Source organism: Paeniglutamicibacter antarcticus (assembly GCF_039544305.1).
GTDB lineage: Bacteria > Actinomycetota > Actinomycetes > Actinomycetales > Micrococcaceae > Paeniglutamicibacter > Paeniglutamicibacter antarcticus_C.
The window spans coordinates 1-18,940 of sequence record NZ_BAABLK010000024.1 but is presented as its reverse complement, the minus strand read 5'-3'; the positions used below and the strand labels follow the sequence as shown (position 1 = coordinate 18,940).

General features: G+C 54.3%; 8 protein-coding genes and 3 pseudogenes. 6 read left to right on the top strand and 5 right to left on the bottom strand.

Features of this window, described 5'->3' with window-relative positions:
• Positions 1–69: 69 nt before the first annotated feature.
• The 3 genes from ABEA12_RS07245 to ABEA12_RS07235 all read right to left on the bottom strand — a co-directional run bounded on the left by ABEA12_RS07245 (position 70) and on the right by ABEA12_RS07235 (position 6,570).
• Positions 70–1,884 carry a glycosyltransferase family protein gene (locus tag ABEA12_RS07245; RefSeq protein ID WP_345467267.1) on the bottom strand — a complete coding sequence of 605 codons (1,815 nt, stop codon included), beginning with the start codon at positions 1,882–1,884 and terminating at the stop codon, positions 70–72.
• Positions 1,885–2,591: 707 nt separating this feature from the next.
• Complete coding sequence (locus ABEA12_RS07240; protein WP_210100574.1) at positions 2,592–4,589, bottom strand: heparinase II/III family protein; 1,998 nt, start codon at positions 4,587–4,589, stop codon at positions 2,592–2,594.
• 82 nt (positions 4,590–4,671) lie between these two features.
• Positions 4,672–6,570: a hypothetical protein gene (locus ABEA12_RS07235; RefSeq protein WP_210100573.1), complete on the bottom strand. Its 1,899-nt coding sequence runs from the start codon at positions 6,568–6,570 to the stop codon at positions 4,672–4,674.
• A 207-nt stretch (positions 6,571–6,777) separates the two neighbouring features.
• Between ABEA12_RS07235 and ABEA12_RS07230 the strand changes: the two are divergent.
• A pseudogene (locus tag ABEA12_RS07230) lies at positions 6,778–8,081 on the top strand (ISL3 family transposase).
• Between the two features lie 96 nt (positions 8,082–8,177).
• The gene (locus ABEA12_RS07225) at positions 8,178–9,485 is read left to right on the top strand and encodes a hypothetical protein (RefSeq protein WP_210100572.1); all 1,308 of its coding nucleotides are present in this window, start codon (positions 8,178–8,180) and stop codon (positions 9,483–9,485) included.
• Positions 9,486–9,596: 111 nt separating this feature from the next.
• Here ABEA12_RS07225 and ABEA12_RS07220 read toward each other — a convergent pair.
• Together ABEA12_RS07220 and ABEA12_RS07215 are read right to left on the bottom strand one after the other, a co-directional pair.
• A pseudogene (locus ABEA12_RS07220) lies at positions 9,597–10,682 on the bottom strand (IS110 family RNA-guided transposase).
• Between the two features lie 385 nt (positions 10,683–11,067).
• The gene (locus ABEA12_RS07215) at positions 11,068–11,310 is read right to left on the bottom strand and encodes an ATP-binding protein (RefSeq protein WP_210102525.1); all 243 of its coding nucleotides are present in this window, start codon (positions 11,308–11,310) and stop codon (positions 11,068–11,070) included.
• Positions 11,311–12,143: 833 nt separating this feature from the next.
• Between ABEA12_RS07215 and ABEA12_RS07210 the strand changes: the two genes are divergently transcribed.
• The 4 genes and pseudogenes from ABEA12_RS07210 to ABEA12_RS07195 form a co-directional block, all read left to right on the top strand.
• The gene (locus ABEA12_RS07210) at positions 12,144–15,821 is read left to right on the top strand and encodes a glycosyltransferase (protein ID WP_345467261.1); all 3,678 of its coding nucleotides are present in this window, start codon (positions 12,144–12,146) and stop codon (positions 15,819–15,821) included.
• Between the two features lie 224 nt (positions 15,822–16,045).
• A complete protein-coding gene (locus tag ABEA12_RS07205) occupies positions 16,046–16,492 on the top strand; it encodes a transposase family protein (protein ID WP_345467258.1) in 447 nt (148 codons plus the stop codon).
• The gene (locus tag ABEA12_RS07200; RefSeq protein WP_345467307.1) at positions 16,443–17,435 is read left to right on the top strand and encodes an ISL3 family transposase; all 993 of its coding nucleotides are present in this window, start codon (positions 16,443–16,445) and stop codon (positions 17,433–17,435) included. The genes ABEA12_RS07205 and ABEA12_RS07200 overlap by 50 nt, the downstream gene beginning before the upstream one ends.
• Positions 17,436–17,722: 287 nt before the next feature.
• Positions 17,723–18,810 (top strand): annotated as a pseudogene (locus tag ABEA12_RS07195) (integrase core domain-containing protein); the annotation flags it as partial.
• Between the last annotated feature and the right edge of the window lie 130 nt (positions 18,811–18,940).

The window sequence follows — 18,940 nt, the reverse complement described above, 5'->3', positions numbered from 1 at the left end:
CGCAAACCAAGAACTCAGCCTACAACACTGACTCCCATGTCACTTATTTACCTCTTATGCGATATTCGATTAGAACATCACATGTTGCTCATTCAGCCCGAACGAGAAAACCACACCCGTTGCCAACAGTTCCGTTTCTTGAACAGACCAAGTATGTCCATCGCTCTCGCGCGATCTCATCTGGATGAAGTTAAAGCGATCCGCTGAATAGACCGTTCCCCCAGACGCTACAACCCGCCGCAAAAAGTTTGTGTCTTCACCCCTGCCCAAATCCGGGAACGGCACTTCCTGAAGCAAGTCCCCAGTCGTGAAAATGGTGGGGCCCATGACCAGATCGGTAAATCGATGTTCGCGCTCTTCGAATCGCAGCAATGTAGCATTTCGTTCAGCGAGGTACATGTAGTGGCCTTGTTTTCCGACAACATTAGCTCCACTATAGCGATGTGCTGCGGCTTGGTCTTGCAAGTAATGGATGCCATAAAGGTCATCATCATCCATCTTTGCCACGTAGACACCCGAGGACGCAGCTGCAGCCAGATTGAGGCAGGCACCCAAAGTGATGGAACGTGGTTGGTTCAGAAGAACTAGATGCTCAATACCGTGGTCCCGCGCTTTAGCTCGCACATCTTGTTCGTCGAGTTCGAATCCGTGGGTCAAAAGAACCAACTCGGTTTCAACATTCACTTGTTTACCTACGGTACTGAGAATGTGGCTGAGCTGTTGTGGTCTGATGGTCGAAACCAGGGCGGAGACACTCGGGGTCTTGGTCATAGATCGCCTATCTAAATGCCCAATTCCAATACCCGCAGCTACTTGCACTTGTTCAGCTCGATGAGCATAGGTGTGGTTGCGCCAAATGTTGCGTTGCCCCAAGTGGACCGTCCGGTCACGAAGCTCCTTGCTGCGCACCAAGGCTCGAACCATGCTGGCCGTCTCTTCACGTGTATTGACTTCAACGACTTCTGACTTGTCGAAGAATTTATCAATTGCCCTGCTGGGTGCAGTGACAACGGGAGTACCCGATGCCGTGATCTCAAAAATTCGGCGTGCACACATGCTCGGCGAATCAATAACTGAGTTGACGTTGAGAAAGACTTTGTAGGCCTTATACGCTGTCAGCATCTTCTTATAGGGAAGACTCCCTACAACGTGGGAGTCGAAGGGCGCTGGAAACTGGTAGTTGGCGTCGCCGCCGAGTTGTCGAGAAAAAATCTCCAGGCCGTGCTCCATCCCCCCCGCCACATCTAGAGTTCCACCCAACAGCATATCCATTTGCTGCCGGCGTTCCGGAAACTTGTGTGCAAAGTACATTCCAGCAAAAGCGACATCTCGGGCTTGGAAACCATGCTGGGGATGAACAGGATTGTGTACGGCAGGCTGAGCCGCAAAACTTAGAGTGTGAATTCGACCATGTCCGAGATCCTGCTTGTATTGTTCAATTCTTGTGGAATCCGAAGTGAAGACAGTATCGAAAAGGCGAGCTGTCTCCAAAAAATCATCATAGTGAGGTGGGTCCTCTTTGTTCCAGAAGATCGTCGGTATTCCCTTGCTCTGGCACCAAGACACAAGCTCGACGATGGCTGGACGGGGCGCAGACGTTCCGGTGAGGTGATATGACCAAGCCTTGTCGTTCCCAGCCCAAGCAGACTCCACGAATAGCATTTCCACGGGATTAACGGCCAGTTCGACTGCCCATGACTCAGGCTTAACAGCTATGCAGTCCCATTCGAAGCCCAATGCTAGAGCTGAAAAGTCATCTAGAATCACAGCCACACGTGTCTTCAACATACTTACTGGCCGATTACGCGGTTTTAGCTCCAAGAAATCCAGTACGAGAGCACCGGATTCCAACGATCTCGTCTGTATTGCGGCGATGTTATTCACACCATTGTGCTTGCCCGCTTTCTGACGTTGCTTCCAACGGACTAGCTGTGCTGGTCCGCCGCGTCGAAGATGCCAAAGGGCAGTCCGCAAGTTTTTGATGATTTATTCCTTGTGTAGAAAAGCCACAGAGTAGCTACTGATCTAGACGGCATCCGAATCCGGTAACAATACTAGACTCAAACCAAGCTCGGTTGACAGCGGCCCTGAAATCAATGGTCACGGATACTTCGGACATCAAGAATTCAAGCCTGAGTGGGATGGGCCGCACCACCATCGCGGACGGAAAGTTCGTCCGAATGGCACTTAGTGGTCACCGATCTAGTGAGCCATATCCACGCCGTGAAACAGCAGGAATCTATCCTCCAAGCTGGCGCCCGACCATTTACTTGAGTTCCGCAGCTATTGAGCATCGGGAGGCCGCGATTGGTGACGGTTGCCACACGAACGGGAAACATGGCATTTCCTGAGATGCGAGAACACCTCACTAAAACTCGGAGTCTATATCCGGGCTCGAATCTGTCGTTTCGATATGAGACGAAAAGCCATCTGAGTCTAATCAATCCCCCCTCGATCTCCAGACTTCTGAGCCCCGGGGCTGCGAGCCTCACTTACTTGATGACGCCACACTCAAAGTCTAAGGGCCGAATATATTGAATCGCGTATTGTTTCTTAAAAAATCTAGGTAAGTACTACAATTGTCAAATTATTTAAACGATAAACCAATCAGAGCTAAATGGAGAAATGTATGTTTTAGTCATTTTTGGATAAATTCTTACACGATAACTACCAGCAGGAAGTTCGTTCCACTCCATCCTGGAAAGATGACCTGCCTTCGTATCGATAAGACCAGAAGAATTATAAAGCTTAACTACTGCTCGTTCCACTAAGGCTGTATTGTTTGAGAATTTAAGAACGCTACCAATAACAACTGGATATGATGACCACTCAGCGTCTCCTCTTGTCCTTCCAGGATGCCTCGCTGAAATAACGTCGGGCAAAATGGCACTCGGCAATGGTTCATCGTTAAACATACGAGCATTATCCACACTGGTGCCTATCTCCACGCTATGGAGCGTCAGTTGACTTCGAATCGTAGAATCTGCGGCGCTGAAAGACACTGAAATCAAAGAGGCTGGGACTTTAGTGTTCATTTTAGGAAAACGCCAGCCCCTAGGACTTGTCCCTCCTACACCCTGGCGTTTCACGATTCGGATTGGCTCTGCAGATTCAAACTTCATAATGAAGATTTCACGATTCTTTAAATAACCAACAAATCCATTGTCGATAATTTTTACCATAATGGTAGGTCCAACGTTCCAATTAAGAGTATAAACATGCTCTGTTTTAGATTCAAGCACATCAAGAACTTCCACCTGGGTGAGATCATCATTGATCAGCAGTGTCCTTTTGTGGAATACACCACTAAACCTTCCATTACTCGCCGCAACCTTCCACCCCTCGGATACCCTGTCAATTCCCTCCATCCGTACGCTGTCGAAAGCACCTTCAGTTCTACCAAGACTTCTTCCATCGACTACAATATTGTTATGCGCCCATTGACTAAATCCATATTTCACAAATGGATTTTTAGAGTCATACCCAAAAGGACCACTTTCGCTTAATATTTCGTGTCCATTTGACCACAAGTAGACTTGCAAATCGTCTGAATGTTTATGATAATTCGCATTATAGGCTGCAGTGAATGCTAAAAAAGTGGAGTTGTTTTTATTCCAAGAATTCCTATGAAAAAAATATCCTGATTTGGGTTCAAACAATGTTAAATCTGTTGGTTTGGTACCATTAGTACCGGCGGAAGCTGCGAATTCGAAGTCGGAATTCTCAAAGACGTTGTTCTGGACTCCGGATAACGATATTTGTTGGGTATCACTAATCGGCAAGAAATATCCATTGGGTAAAATGGTATGAACAGAGTGATTTTTAGCCTTATCAATTATCTGATCAAGGTATTGCGACTCATCGCTGCCCAAAGCGTTCAAGAATTTACGGTGTTCGGCAACATGTCGAAGTATCATAAGATGATAGGTAGGACTATGCTCTATGTGAACCCCCTCGGACGTAAAAGAGTTTCTAAAGTATTCACTAATACGCGCAACAGCTGTCTCAAGAATGGCACGCCGTCGGTCAGAACCTCGCCAAACGGCATATACTGCGAAGTTCCGCAAAGCCATCGACTGAAACATGCCATGATTATTCAATCCCGAAAAGAACGTCTCCGATTCGAGCTTGACGGCAGTATAATCCATCATGTGCTGCAGTTTAGCGCAACGATCTTGATAACGGTCGCCAACTGATGCCATATAATGGTGCAACCTTATGGCGACGAGCATCCGCTGGGCAGTTGCCTCGTCATGGTACGCGCGACGAAACAACGGATCCGTTTCTGACAGATACAAAAAGCGGTTAATCCAGTTTTCAACAACATCATAAATGATATCTAAGTGTTCCGGACTATTCGGGAGCTGACTGACCCATTCACTGAAGAAGAGCCAGCTATGAAGTCGACGATGGACACTTGGCTGCAGGTCTTCTGACCAAATGTTGCCGAAGTCGAACCTCACTTCTCCCCAAGCCTTAACATCTATAATATCGTATTTTTTAAAATTGAGTATTTTTTGTAAGATACTTTTATCATTTTTACAAGGAAATTGTTTAATGATATATGTTTCTGCATTTAATAAGTTCATTAAATTATCCTGAATATTATATATAGTTTATAAAATCTGTAATATAAACTGAGTAATTACTCTGCCGTCACGTTACCTACGTCTAAGCGTCGACTCCGAGCCAGGCGACAAGACCATACATCGCATATACATCTCGGATTTCTGCTCGCTTCGTCAATCTGTCCTTTGCTAAATGCCATGCGTACTTGCTGTCGACTAGTCCCTCGACAGCGGACAACCCAAATTGGTTTAACGCTGACCTCAACGATTCTTGTGCGGATTCCAGTGTTGCGATGTGCCAGTAATTTAGCCCAATTTTGTTAGCCTTTTCAATTGTTGCCTTGCGTTCGTTGCCACTCAACGTGGGACTAATGACAGCCAAGCTATCCAAAGAAGACGGAAGATTCACTTTTCCACCGTGAATAATTTCGTGCGAGTCGTCAAACTCGATAGGTCCGCATCCCTCCAACTTGCGCTGTTCTGGAGCCCGCCTGAGAGTTCGATAAGCGTCGCTAAACCTTTTGGTATCAAATGGATACTTTTCCAGGTCAACGCCAAAACTTTTCATTACATCGAAACCGAGGACATTGGTCTGCCGTGAATATAGCGGCAAGCGTGCGGCAGCAGTAGCTCCCGATACTGAATACAACGGGTCGTATCTACGCCCGATGCGACTCCACAACATTGAGTTCTGACCAAAATGATATCGATTTCTAACCGACAGGTAGAACGCATCACCTATCGAATCGTGTTCATATCCTATGTCGCGTAGTCTGTTCCATTCCTGAAACATTCTTTCTCCTAGTAGTGACAGAGTCGAGTCTGCATAGATACGAGCGCTTCCCGGTGGTCGCGGTGCCAACATCTCCATGAGGCTGATCGGTGATACGTTTTTCGGATCGATAGTACTAAACCTGGAAGAAAAAGTGCTTCGGAGGAGTCCACCGTAGCCACCGCCGGCGACGACGACGCTGCTCTTCGTTTCCCCACCATTCGGCCCTGATGATGTTATCCCGCCTGAATGGTACAACGGTGCAAGTAGCTGTTCATGTACGTGTGTCAGTTGGGAAGCTGCGAGACCGCCACCAGAACTTCTTCGTAGATCAAATGTCCGGCTCAAACCATCGGCAATTTTTCTATCGGTACTTCCTGCTGGACCTGAACAGAAGTACATAAAGTCCTCGGCACAGCCTGCCGCCATCGCCGCGGCTAGCACAAGCCTCGAGTCAAACCCACCCGTAATATGTGCGATTCGTCGTTCAGTAGGGAGTCTAGAAACAGCTAGAACAGATTCACTGATCTCAGCGCTAATAGCTTGAACTGCCTCAACATAAGTCGGTTCAGACTGACTCTGCGAGTATTGATCACGTTGGACACCGTCCTTAGATACAAGCCAGTACTCGAACAACTCCAAACGATCAACATGCTCATAGCTGGACGGAATCAACCCGCCGTTCCCAAGAATAAGTCTTTCTAGCTGAAAGTCTGCCGATTTCTTCAGTGGAAGTCCCATAGCCGTCACTACATGCGTCAAAGAAACCATGTCCGTAGAAATTATTTGCACATAGTCCGAACGATATCTAAAGCACAGGGCTCCCCCCAACGGGTCGGGTAGACACAGTATTTCTTGTGCATCAGTATCGATGACGAACGCAGCGCACGGATTTTTGATGGACTCGCCCCAACGCTCCGCCACTACCTTGGCAGGTTCCTGTCGTATGTCTCGAGCAAGGAAATCGGCCACGCCCCCGCTGTCGACTATAGTTCTTGAGCCTACAATCCCGACCCCATCTAGTAGGTAAAGCTTATTGCCACGACGTGTGGCTGTTGGCCCTGGGTGACATACGGCCAAAGAGTCTCCGAGCCGAATACTCGCAGATAGATGCTTGGAGTTACCCAAAACAACGACCGGTGCACGCAGCAAATCCGAAAGTCCTGGAACTGGATTTTGTTCTGGAGTATTGGCGGATGTAGACGGGGACAGCTCAGGAGAAATCACCATTCAGATGCTAGCACCTTAGTCGATCCGAAGTCCCCATAAGTAGAGGGCTCGAAAAATGTGCTGACTGACTGAATGACAACTATCGAGGCATTTTATGGCTCTTGTGACTCTTCCGTGGGCATGACCCGCGAGCCTTAACGCCCACACGCCGCTTCCTGCCTAGGATTTTTGACTGTCAAGGAACAAAAACCACGGCCGGAAAACGGCGTGCAGAAAACAAGCACATGGGCCACCATGCTCGGTGTCGAAAAAACCAGGGTCCAAGACCTGGACTTCGACGAGGAAACCAGCGCATTCATCGCCACGGTCAGCCCACTGAAGTCGATGCGAAACCGGTGCGGTATATGTTCCCGGCGCTGTCCCCGCTACGACCGCGGCGAAGGTCCCAGAAGGTGGCGCACCCTAGATCTGGGAACCTTCCCAACGTACCTTCTCGCCGAAGCGCCACGAGTGCGCTGCCCTAAGCACGGAGTCACCGTCACCGCGGTCCCGTGGGCCCGCCACCAAGTGCGGCCATACACTGCTCTTTGACCAGCAAGTCGCGTGGCTGGCCACTCAAACATCCAAGAGCGCCGTCACCGAATTGATGCGTATCGCCTGGCGCACCGTGGGCGCGATCATTGACCGCGTCTGGAAGGACACCGCCAAGACCTTTGACCCCTTTGCGAACCTCAAGCGGATCGGCATTGACGAGATCTCCTACAAGCGCGGACACAAGTACCTGACCGTGGCCGTGGACCACGACTCCGACCGCCTCATCTGGGCATCGCCGGGACGTACCAAAGCCACGCTGCGTAAGTTCTTTGATGCCCTCGGCGCCGAGCGCAGCGCTAAGATCACGCATGTTTCGCACCGATGCCGCAAACTGGATCGCTTCTGTCGTAGCCGAACGATGCCCCAACGCCGTCCGTGTGGCTGATCCGTTTCACGTAGTCCAATGGGCCACCGGGGCCTTGGATGAGGAACGCCGAACCGCCTGGAACCGGGCCCGCCAAACAGCCACAAAAACCGAACCAGCCCGCGGCCGTGGACGACCAGCGAAAGACGCTGCACCACGACCAGATAGTGAACGGGCGAAGAAGCTGAAAAACAGTCGCTACGCGCTCTGGAAGAACCCCGAGGACCTCACCGACAAGCAACAAGTGAAGCTCGCGTGGATCGTGGAGACCGACCCGGCCTTGGGTCGGGCCTACTACCTAAAAGAAGGCCTTCGCACCGTCTTCAAGCTGCCCTACCCGGAGGCCGTAGTGGCACTGGATCGTTGGGTGAACTGGGCCAGGAGGTGCAGGATTCCTGCGTTTGTGAAACTCCAACGTAGCATCGTCAAACACCGCTCCAGCATCCTGGCATCGATCGAACACGGGCTATCCAACGGACGCATCGAATCCATGAACACCAAAATCAGACTCATCACCCGGATCGCCTTCGGATTCAAATCACCGGATGCTTTGATCAGTCTGGCGATGCTCAGCCTTGGAGGTCACAGACCGGTGCTCCCGGGACGGGGATGACCCACGGAAGAGTCAGTAGAGCCCATTTTATATGCCTAATCACGCATTCATTGGCTCATGTGAGTTTCGAATTAGCTACTCATCTAAGATTGGTTCATGTCAAGATTTCGTGATGAATCCCGCTGGGCATTCACCCATCATGTCTCAACCACAGAATTCTTAAGTGTGGAAAGGAAAACTGGAGCACATGCGATCTCCCACAGGGGACAACACTTAGATATCCTCATTGAGGACAGAAAATCGCCAGCAACTCTCGTGGTTTTCCACAGCGCAGTTGCTCCCAAAATAGTTACTTACCCCGTCTTCTCTGGTGCAGACCTCGCTAGGGATTTAGACATAAACTTGGTCAGTATTTCGGATCCGTCCATCGCTTTTCCCGGTGCCAATCTGGCTTGGCACCTTGGCAACACGACGATCGGACCACTTCGTCCGGTGATGGCACCATTGATTCACCACGCTTTGGCGTCATTATCAACAAAACGGACGATTCTATTTGGAGCCTCTGGAGGCGGCTATGCGGCCGCACATTTCGCTCCAGATTTTCCCAACTGTGTAGCACTGGTCGTCAATCCTCGCCTTACATTCAGGGCGGGCCTCGGAGACCAACTGTCAAGCTACTTCGAATTGTGCCATGGGATGACAACGACAGAAGAACTTTCTCCAGAACTCGAGAAGCAATTAAAGCCTTACGGACCCGCAAGCATTGCTGAGGTAACCGAAAAGGACATGAACTATCGACTGGCCATATATCAGAATCTCGGAGACGCTAGATTCTTGAAGCATCAGGTGCTCCCCTTTATTGAAGAAGTTGGTGATCGTTCCGGCGTATCGCTCCGTCTCAATGTTGACGATTTCGGGCACAAAGCCATTCCAGGAAAGTTGCTGCGTGAAATTATCCTCTCTTTGGCAGTCGAACCCGAACTTGGAGCAGCCCTTACAGCTTCGCGTTTCTACAAGCCTGTAGATTCCTTGCGGACTGCCCTCGCAGAATTTCCACGAATTTTGAAATCCGAGAGCGTTCTTGCACGTAAATACTCGGTGTTACAACAGCAAGCCATCAAAACTAGGAATACCATGCGGCAACAGACCAACGAACTAAACAAGGAACTAGAACTAGTGCGGCACGAACTGATAGAGGTAGTGGAGTCAGGAAGGCGCGAACTCGCGGTGGCCTCTACCAGTGATAGTCGTCTACGGAGTCAGGTTGAATCAGCGCAGGCCATCATTGCGGAACTGACTCGCGAAAACTATAGACTCCTCAACACCCCTTCGAGGTTGCATCGGTTTGTCAATTCGACTTCTATGCAGAGGGTTAGACGTATTATCCCTGCAAGAATCAAGCGAAAAATTCGAACAAGAACCCTCCGGATCAAGGCTAACGCAAAGTCCCCGACGTGGTCATGAAATAAATGCTTTTTGGCTTCCATGCGGGCTGCTTGTGGTTAATTTCCCAACTAGTATGTAGTTGATTTCGTCAAGGGGGCAGAGAAGAACGATGTGACTCTTCTATGTCTGTCAAGCCGCTTCCTGGACTTTTTTTGATTGGGCCTCGGCAGCCAGGATTCTGAAGATACGCCGGGCCAGATAGCGCTTGACGCAGCGTCAGATTTCCTTGTCGGTGTCGGTCTTGCCCTCGGCTCGGCGTTTCTCGACGTAGTCGCAGGTTTCGGTGTCGTAGGTCATCCTAGTTATCGCAGCCATGTGCAGGGCGCTGTTTAGCCTTCGATCGCCGCCCCGGTTCAGCCGATGGCGCACCGTGTTACCCGACGACGCGGTGATGGGATTCACGCCCGCCAGACAAGCAAACGCAGCCTCGCTGCGGATCCGTCCCTCGTGCGACCACGCCACCACCCATTTCGCCGCGGCCACCGCCCGGAAACCCTTCTCCTCGAGCAGGGGCGCTGCCTCTCTGACCCTGACCAGCTCATCCAGCTTCTGCTCGTTAGACTTCAGCTGCCCATCCAGGTCCAGGATATGTTTTGCGAGGCGGACCGCCTCTGCACGGGCGATACCCAGGGCCAGTTCTTCCTCGCGCTCGCGCCACCGGGAAATCTCCTAGATCTGGACCGGGGTGAGCTTCCTGCAGGCATCGATGTCGAGGTCGTTGCTGCGCACCAAGGCGTTCAAGGCATTGACCGAGCGGGTCCGGTCCTTGGTCATGGATTCGCGGGCGGTCACCAAGATCCGCAAACCCTGACGGATCCCTTCATTCAGTCGGGGACGGCGCAGTCTCTCCACCGCCAACGGCAGCACGCCCATGGCCATCCGGTGGGAGTCCAGGGCGTCGCTTTTGCCGACGCCCCGGTTCTTCTTGGCGTCCATGCGCGGGGCCTCGGCAACGGGGAATCCGTGGGTGGCCACGGTGCCGGCAAGGATCGCTCCGTAGGACGCCGCCCCCTCGATGACCCAGAGGGTGTCGGCGTTCGCGTTGGTGCGGCGTGCCACCCATGCGATGGCCCGGTTGATGCCGGCCCCGGTAGTCGGGAAAGACTGCGTATCCAGTAATACGCCGTTGGCGGCGTCAAGAATGACGTAGACATGGTTGCGTGCGTGAGTGTCGACACCCACGACAAAGGGGTGGCAATGAGAGACGATAGACATGGCGGTCACCGCGCTTTTCCTCTTGAGATGGACGTGGTCGGTGGGCGTTAGCGGCCGGGACCAGTCCGGGTCGGAATCACGACGGAACAGAACTGTGAGGGGTCCCACCCGTGAGAGTGGACAATCTTCTAATCAAGCTACCGTGGTGGGCCGGACGGGTACCGGCCGACCACCTCCGTGGACGGACAAATCACACGAAAGACACTCTGAGGGTCAGTTTCGTCATGAGTCACATCCAAAGGATGGAACGGCCGGTTCCTATCCTGCCAGCGAGTCCCAGAGCAGCTAAAACAAGTCTCACAGTTTCGTCAACTTTAAGTCGGCCGTTTCAGCGCTAAGAATCAGGCCACCTCGGCACGGTTTCCGGCCATGTTGGCGCTAGCGACTATTTCATCAAGGCGTTCTTGACCTTGTAGGACTCACCACGGAACTGCAGTAGCCGGCCATGATCGCCGATCCGGCCAAAAGCCGCTGCTGCCATGTTGTCAACCCCGATGACGGTTCCCCACCGCGAAAACTCCAAATTTGTGCTGATCACCAGACTACGCTTTTCGTAGTCATCGGCGATGACTTGGAACAAAAATCTCGCCCCCTCAGTATCGATCGGAAGGTAGCCAAGTTCGTCGATCTATTTGGACATCCGCATGGATCGACGATCTGGGTTGCTTATTGCACTGTTAAGATGGATATCAATCTGTCTAGAACTCTCTTGGAGCCAACGAACCTTAAATGCACAACGACTCACAACCCCCTATGACGCCGGCCAAACAGCCATTCACCTTAACGGACCGCGATAGCCAACAATCGAGTACCGTCCCAAAGCCCGATACGGAGCAGCAACTCCGGAAAATATCACGGCAACTTGCCGCCGCTGAACGATCCGTTGCCCAGCTCAAGGCTGAGACCTACACGCTTCAGAAACGTCGCAACGAATTAATTGAACGTACTGCCGACCTTTCCAAACAGCTTGATCGGGAAAAGCACAGCCGCAGAAACGAATACAGGGCACGTGTTGCCCTGGAAGAGCGCCTGGCAAAAGAGATCGAACGGGCCAACAAATTCAGATCAGCCTACGACCGTTTGAAGTCCCACCCGGTGCTTCGCTTGGCCCGGAGTGTGACCATGCCAATCAAGGGTCTCTCGAGCTCCCTGAGCCAAAAAAGAGTCTTGCCGCTCGAAGCTTCTCCTGTCCTCGTATTGGAGCCGAAGCCTGCGATGGCTGCATCTGGGTCATCTCCGCAGGTACCCGTCGACGAGAGCATAGGTACATCGTACCGACGGGCCGGAAAGGTCTTCGACGCGCAGGATCTGATCCGGTCCCTGCCGGAGGATTTTCAACCGAATTCCTCAGAGAAAGTTCTCTTTGACCAAGTAGCTGGCGCAGTTAGGCTGCTTACCGCCAATCCATCCGTACCGTCGCGGGCCGACGGCATCGGCTACGTTCCGCAGCCTGGCCGGTTGATGTACTGTGCCCACAGTACGGGAGCCTTCCACAGCAATGGCTACTCGACGAGGACTTCCGGACTGACCAAGGCCTTGGTCGGACTCGGTACGGACATCGTCGTGGCCGCTCGCCCCGGATATCCGTGGGATGTGAGAACATCCCACAAACCTAAGACACAATCACGTTTCGAATCCACCGTCGATGATGTGAAGACCGTTTACAACCCAGGTACTTCATGGTCGCGGTTGGCCTTGGACGAGTACATCCATGAGGCAGCGGACATCTATGCCCGTGAAGCGATGATTAATCGTCCTTCACGCATCGTTGCAGCCTCTAACCACGTCACTGCCCTGCCTGCGCTCATCGCTGCCCGCCGTCTAGGAGTTCCTTTCGCTTATGAGGTCCGTGGTCTCTGGGAGGTCACTGAAGCCTCGGGAACCGAAGGTTACGACCAGAGTGACCGTTATGCCCTGGCCGTTCAGCTGGAAACCCTCGTCGCCACCGAAGCAGACCACGTCTTCGCCATCACTACCCAGGTGCGCGACGAGTTGGTCCGCCGCGGTGTTGATGTGTCAAAGATCAGCCTGCTACCCAATGCTGCCTATATCTATGAATTCTCCCCCTTGCGCCCCGACCCCGCCCTGGCAGCCAAACACCGCCTCCAGGACGGTCTGACCATCGGGTACGCCGGGTCAGTCTTGGACTACGAGGGACTCGACCTGGTCATTGAGGCCATAGCACAGCTGCACGCTGACGGCGTGGCAGCCAAGTTAGTCATCGTTGGCGACGGGCCGGCACTCAAGGGACTCAAGGAGCTGACCCGGGAACTTGAGGTCAGCCACCTGGTTGAATTCATCGGAAGGGTCCCTGCCAAGTCGGTGCCGCGCTTCATCGAGATTTTCGATGTCGTCGTGTGTCCCCGGGTAAGCTCAGTGGTCACCGAGATGGTTTCGCCGCTCAAACCGCTGGAGGCCATGTCCGCCGGCAAGACCGTGATCGGCTCCAATGTTGCCCCCTTAGTGGACCTGTTGGGAACCGAGGGAACACGAGGCATGCTCTTCAAAGCCGGAGACAGCGCGGACCTTGCCCGGGTAATCACCAACGTCTCCCAGGACCGGGCACTGCGCGAGCAAATCGGCCGCGAAGCACGCCAATGGATCTGCAAGAACAGATCCTGGGAAAGAATTGCCCGCGACCAGCTCTCCGGTCTCGGCCAAATCGCCGTGCCCAAGACCGGTGCACGGGACAAAGCCCTCTCTGGTGTGACCATCGCCCTGATATCCGATGAATTCACCCGAACCAGCATCGGAAACGATGTCACCCTGGTAATGCCGACCCCGCATAACTGGAAGGCGCTTCTCGAGGAGAAGCCCGTCGACGTCCTTCTGGTGGAATCAGCGTGGGAAGGAAACGACGGGGAATGGCACCGCAAGATCGGCTACTACGACGACGAAGAATGCACGGACCTTCGTGAGCTTTTGGCCTACTGCGCCTCCAGAGACATCCCCACCGTCTTTTGGAACAAGGAAGATCCGGTGCACTTCAACCGCTTCCGCACAACCGCCAGCTTCTTCGACCATGTGTTCACCACCGACGCCAACTGCCTCAAGGACTACTGGGCACACCGCGGTCCACGCCTGAAGACAATGGCCTCGCTGCCGTTTTGGGCGCAGCCGGCATTGCACAACCCCTTGTCCACAGGCGAGGAGCAAGATCATTCCGTCGCCTACGGCGGTTCCTACTACGGCCAACGCTTCGCCAAGCGCTCCCAGGAACTGGTCACCTTGTTGGATGCGGCTATCCCCCATGGCCTGAAGATCTACGACCGCCAGTTTGACAACCCGGATTCGCCGTACAGGTTCCCGGAGCACCTTCAGGAATTCGTCCAAGGCGGGCTGCCCTACGCGGAAATGGTCAAGGCATATAAGAACCACGCGGTCCACATCAACGTCAATTCCGTGTCCGACTCCCCCACCATGTTCTCCCGCAGGGTCTTCGAACTGGCCGGTTGCGGCACCCCGTGCGTTTCCGGCCCGGGACTGGAACACGGCGGCATATTTGGCATCACGGACGCGACCTCGTTCACCAAGGCATCGGTAGCTGCAAAGCTCGATCGCTGGATGACCGATGAATACACGCGTCTTAGGGATGCCCAGGACGCGATGCGTATTGTTTACCGTTCGCACCTGTCCATCCACCGCCTAGCCTACCTCCTGCGCACCGCCGGGATCCCTGTAGCTGCGCAGGGACTTCCCTCCTACGTACTCCAGCTGGCAGAGCTGGACCACCGTACTGCGGAACTCGTCCTGGGACAGTCGCATCCACCTCTTGCCGTGGTTACCAGAGCCGTACCTTCCGCTGAAATTCTCGCGATGTTCGCCGCGCACCACGTGGAGGTCCTGAAAGCCATACCAAACGATCCGGAACTGTTCGTTGCGGACTTCACCGAGTCGTTCGAGGATCCCTTGGCCGCAGAGGATCTGGCCACCGCCATCCGACATACACACGCCAATGCCGCCCGCATCAACGTTGCGGACTTCGTCGCATATCCCATGCCTCTTTGGGATTGGAGCTCGAATGCTTCGAAAGCAATCAACATGCATCGGGTCGGCCACGACCAAGATCCAGCCATTGGTGTCCTGCAGTTGCCCAGCCCGGCACAAGTCGATGAGGTTCCGGACCAGCTCTTTTCTCTGCGCGAGGGAGAACCACGCAATGTCCTCATCGCCGGCCACGACTTGAAGTTTGCCGGCGCGATCATCGAGGGCCTGAAATCAGCTGGCCACAATGTCACGGTTGATCAATGGACCGGGCATTCGCAGCACGATGAGGCAAAAAGCCGTGAACTGCTGGTGGACGCCGACGTGATCTTCTGCGAATGGTCCTTGGGCAACTTGGCATGGTATTCGAAGAATAAACTACCCGATCAGCGTTTGGTGTCGCGCTTCCACTTCCAGGAGATCATTACGAAGTATCCGGCAGAGGTTGACTACGCGAATGTGGACGAACTGATCTTCGTGGGCGAGTATCTTCGCCGCACGGCAATCACCAAATTCGGGATTCCGGAGAATCTGACAAAGGTGGTATTCAACACCGTTGACGTGACTGGTCTTGATCGTCCCAAAACCGCCGACGCCCGCTTCAACCTGGGATTGGTCGGCATGGTGCCGGAGCACAAACGGCTGGACGTTGCCTTAGACCTTGTTGCGAAACTTCGCTCAACGGACTCGCGTTACCACCTGTATATCAAGGGAAATAGACCCGAAGAGTACTCGTGGATGGCCGCACGTCCACAAGAAATGAAATTCTACGAAGAACAATATACGCGCATAGAAACCGATCCCCTCCTGCGGGACGGGGTGACGTTCGACGGTCATGGTTCCGATATGCAAGATTGGTACCAGAAAATCGGTGTGTCATTGTCGGTAAGTGATTTTGAGTCCTTCCATTACACGATTGCAGACGGTGCCGCTTCAGGAGCAGTCCCGATGAGTCTGGCTTGGGCAGGGGCCGACCAGATCTATCCCGCTCATTGGCTTGCCAATTCAGTCGCAGACATGGCCGAGCGGATCATTGCCAGTACCGCTTCAGAGAGCATGTTCCATGCTTCGGGAACCGATGCACAGAACTTTGCGAAGTCTGCCTTTTCCAAGCCAAACACGGAAGATATTTTGATCGCAAACATCGTCGGCTGATCCCGCCTGTGAAGCGACTAACTGCCAGCAATCGGTCCCCTCACGATTTGGGATCGGTCGCTGGCCGACTTTAGGGCTCTTCGGATTTGAGCGTGGTGCGGGCGCCTTGACGCCGTAATCTTGTAGGCATCTTTCGGGGCTTCCGGCGTGCCGGGTCCCGGATAGACGTCAGGGCCTTCTTGAATGGTTATCGACTAAGAACACCTTCAAGAAAGACCCTGACAGTGAACCATTCTAGCTCTGCCTGCGTGCTGCCCGCGGCACCAAGGAAACCCAAAGAACCACTCCCTGTGGATGCCGCCGAGAACCTGGTGGCCAGCTCCTGCGGGACCGGCCCATGGTGCAACAGGGCCGACGCCTTCCTGGGCCTGGAAGGCCTGCACGTACTCGAGGTGGACCGCCGAGATCCGACCCGGCTCGTCGTGGCAGTGGAAACACCCAAACGCACCGCCTGGTGCCGCGGATGCGGCGCCCAGGCAAAATCCCACGCCCGGCGCCCCGTGCCCATCCACGACATCCCCTCCCACTGCTCACCGGTGGTCCTGCACTGGAACAAACGGGTGTTCCGCTGCCACGAAAAACAATGCCGCACGGTGACGTTCACGAAAAGAACACCACCGCATCGGACCACGGGAGAAACTCACCGTACGGGCCTGCCACTGGGCCCATGAGCAGCTGAAGAAACAAGACATCGCGGTCTCGGCGATCGCCCGGCAACTCGGCGTGGACTGGCACACGATCTGGGAGAACATCAAGGCACTGGCCCAGCTGGAACTCGCCGACCCCAAACGGCTGGAGGGTGTCAGAACCCTGGGCGTCGACGAACACATCTGGAGGCACACCGGCTTCCCCAGTGGCCGTGTCCTGACCGGGTTCGTGGACCACACCAGGGACGCTAAGGGCAGGATACGTGCCCGTCTTCTGGACCTGGTGCCCGGGCGCAGCGGGAAGGCTTATGCCGATTGGCTCAAGGCCCAACCCGAGGGCTTCAGACCCGGGATCAAAGTCGCGACCCTCGACCCATTCCGCGGCTACGCCAACGCCATCGACGAGGAGCTTCCCGACGCCGTCATGGTCTTGGACGCGTTCCACGTCGTCAAGCTCGGATCCGCCATGGTCGATGAGATCCGGTGCCGCGTCCAGAAGGAGGCCACCGGCAAACGTGGAGTGAAGGATGACCCTCTCTACCGCTCCCGCCGGCTCCTGCTGCAGGGGGCCGAACACCTGAAGAAGAAGCAACGCGACCTGCTCACCGAACTGCTCGAGGCCGGCGACAAGGACGGCGAGGTCACCATCGCCTGGAGCGCCTACCAGGAACTACGTTTGATCTACTACGTCCCGCATGCCGAGGGTCCCAAGCACGTCCAAGACCTGCTGAACAAATACGCTGATTGCCCGATTCCGGAGATCAAGCGGCTTTGCAAGACCCTGAAGAAATGGCAGAAGGAAATCATCGCCTACTTCGCCACCAAAGGTGCCTCCAACGGCCCAACCGAAGCGATCAACGGTGTCATCGAAACCACCCGAAGAATTGCCCGAGGATTCCGCAACTTCGAAAATTACCGCATCCGCTCACTGCTCTCCGCCGGCGGCCACCGGCACTCCCGAACTTAGGGGAGACTCACCACGCCAAATTCCGAAGAGCCCTAAAAGCCATGCTCACTCGATGTCTAGACCCCTGATTGGCAAATATGCCTAGACGGTACGGATATTCCGCGTACCCGGTGTGTAATCTCGCAACATCGTAGACACTGGATCTCGTCACTTCGTTGACAACCGATCTCACGGCTTCGTGTGTCCTGTCTCAGCGCATCGTGGACACACGATCTTATGACATCGTGGACACCATGTCTCAATACATCGTAGACAGTTCTTGCAGGTTCTTCTGGCAGTTTCAAGGCATGAACAATCCACTGCCACCGCGCATACGCGCCATGGTCATCAACTACGACCCTACCCAGCCCGACGCCCTGACGATCAGCGAATTCTGCAAAACCCAGAAGATCTCCCGCAGCATTTTCTATCGGATCCGCTCCCGGGCATCCACCGAGTCCGCATCAGCACTCCATCCGCGTTCCAGGGCACCTCACCACCCTGCACGGCGCTACGGACCCGAGGTTATCAACGAGCTGGTCCGCATCCGCAAACAGCTCAAGAAAGATGGGTGGGACTACGGACCGAAAACGATCCACCACGAAGCGACCATCCAAGATGGTTTACCCGGCGGACAGGTCCCATCGATTGCCACGATTGCCACGATTGCCCGGCTGCTCGCAGGTGTGGGCCATGTTGACCGGAACCCGCGCAAGCGACCGAAATCCTCGTATCTGCCCTTTGCCCGGTCCACGGCAATGGCCTTGTGGCAGCTGGACGCCTTCGAATACCGGACCGGCGACGGGAAGGTGGGCACCGTCTACCAGCTGATCGACGATGCGACACGTTACGACGTCGGGTCATGGGCGTACCGGCAGCACGAGAACAGCCATGACGCCCACGACCTGCTCGCCCGGGCCATCAAGTCCCATGGGGCACCCCAGGAGCTGCTCAGTGACAATTCCAAGGCATTCAACCAACTGCGCAGCGGCACGATCGGTGCGGTANCTTCCTGGACGCCAACAAGCCGAAGGACCTTGCCGACCTGCACAGGCTCATCACGCGCTATCGCGAGCATTACAACCGGCGCAGGCCGCACCAGTCGCTGAATCAGTCCACACCCGAAATCGCCTGGCAGACCCTGGAGCACACCCCGGCGAGCGAGCCGTTGCACTTGTCGGTGCTCGAAGCCAAAGCCGCAGAGTATCTGAGCAAGCGCAGGCTCAAGCAGGTCGCCCTCGGCACGGCGAGCGTTGCGGTCTCCAAGTCTGGCGAGATCATCGATGCCGGGTTGTTCCCGGAACCCGCCACGGGCCTGGCCGCGAATCAGGTCCTGATTGAGATCGTGAAAGACCAGTGCAAGGTCTTCTACCAGGGCCAGCAGATTTCCGTCCCCTCGTGCTAAATAGCGTCTGAAGGTACTCATGTTCCGGCTTGTTGGTACTTCCGTTCTGCTCACACGGTACCGCTCGAGCACTTTTCATGATCATCTGATTTGATCGCCACACAACACGGTGCGGCGAGCC

Coding starts and splice junctions, on each gene's coding strand:
- ABEA12_RS07235 (WP_210100573.1), bottom strand. CDS start 6,570: ATGGTGATTTCTCCTGAGCTGTCCCCGTCTACATCCGCCAATACTCCA.
- ABEA12_RS07225 (WP_210100572.1), top strand. CDS start 8,178: ATGTCAAGATTTCGTGATGAATCCCGCTGGGCATTCACCCATCATGTC.
- ABEA12_RS07210 (WP_345467261.1), top strand. CDS start 12,144: ATGTACTGTGCCCACAGTACGGGAGCCTTCCACAGCAATGGCTACTCG.
- ABEA12_RS07240 (WP_210100574.1), bottom strand. CDS start 4,589: ATGAACTTATTAAATGCAGAAACATATATCATTAAACAATTTCCTTGT.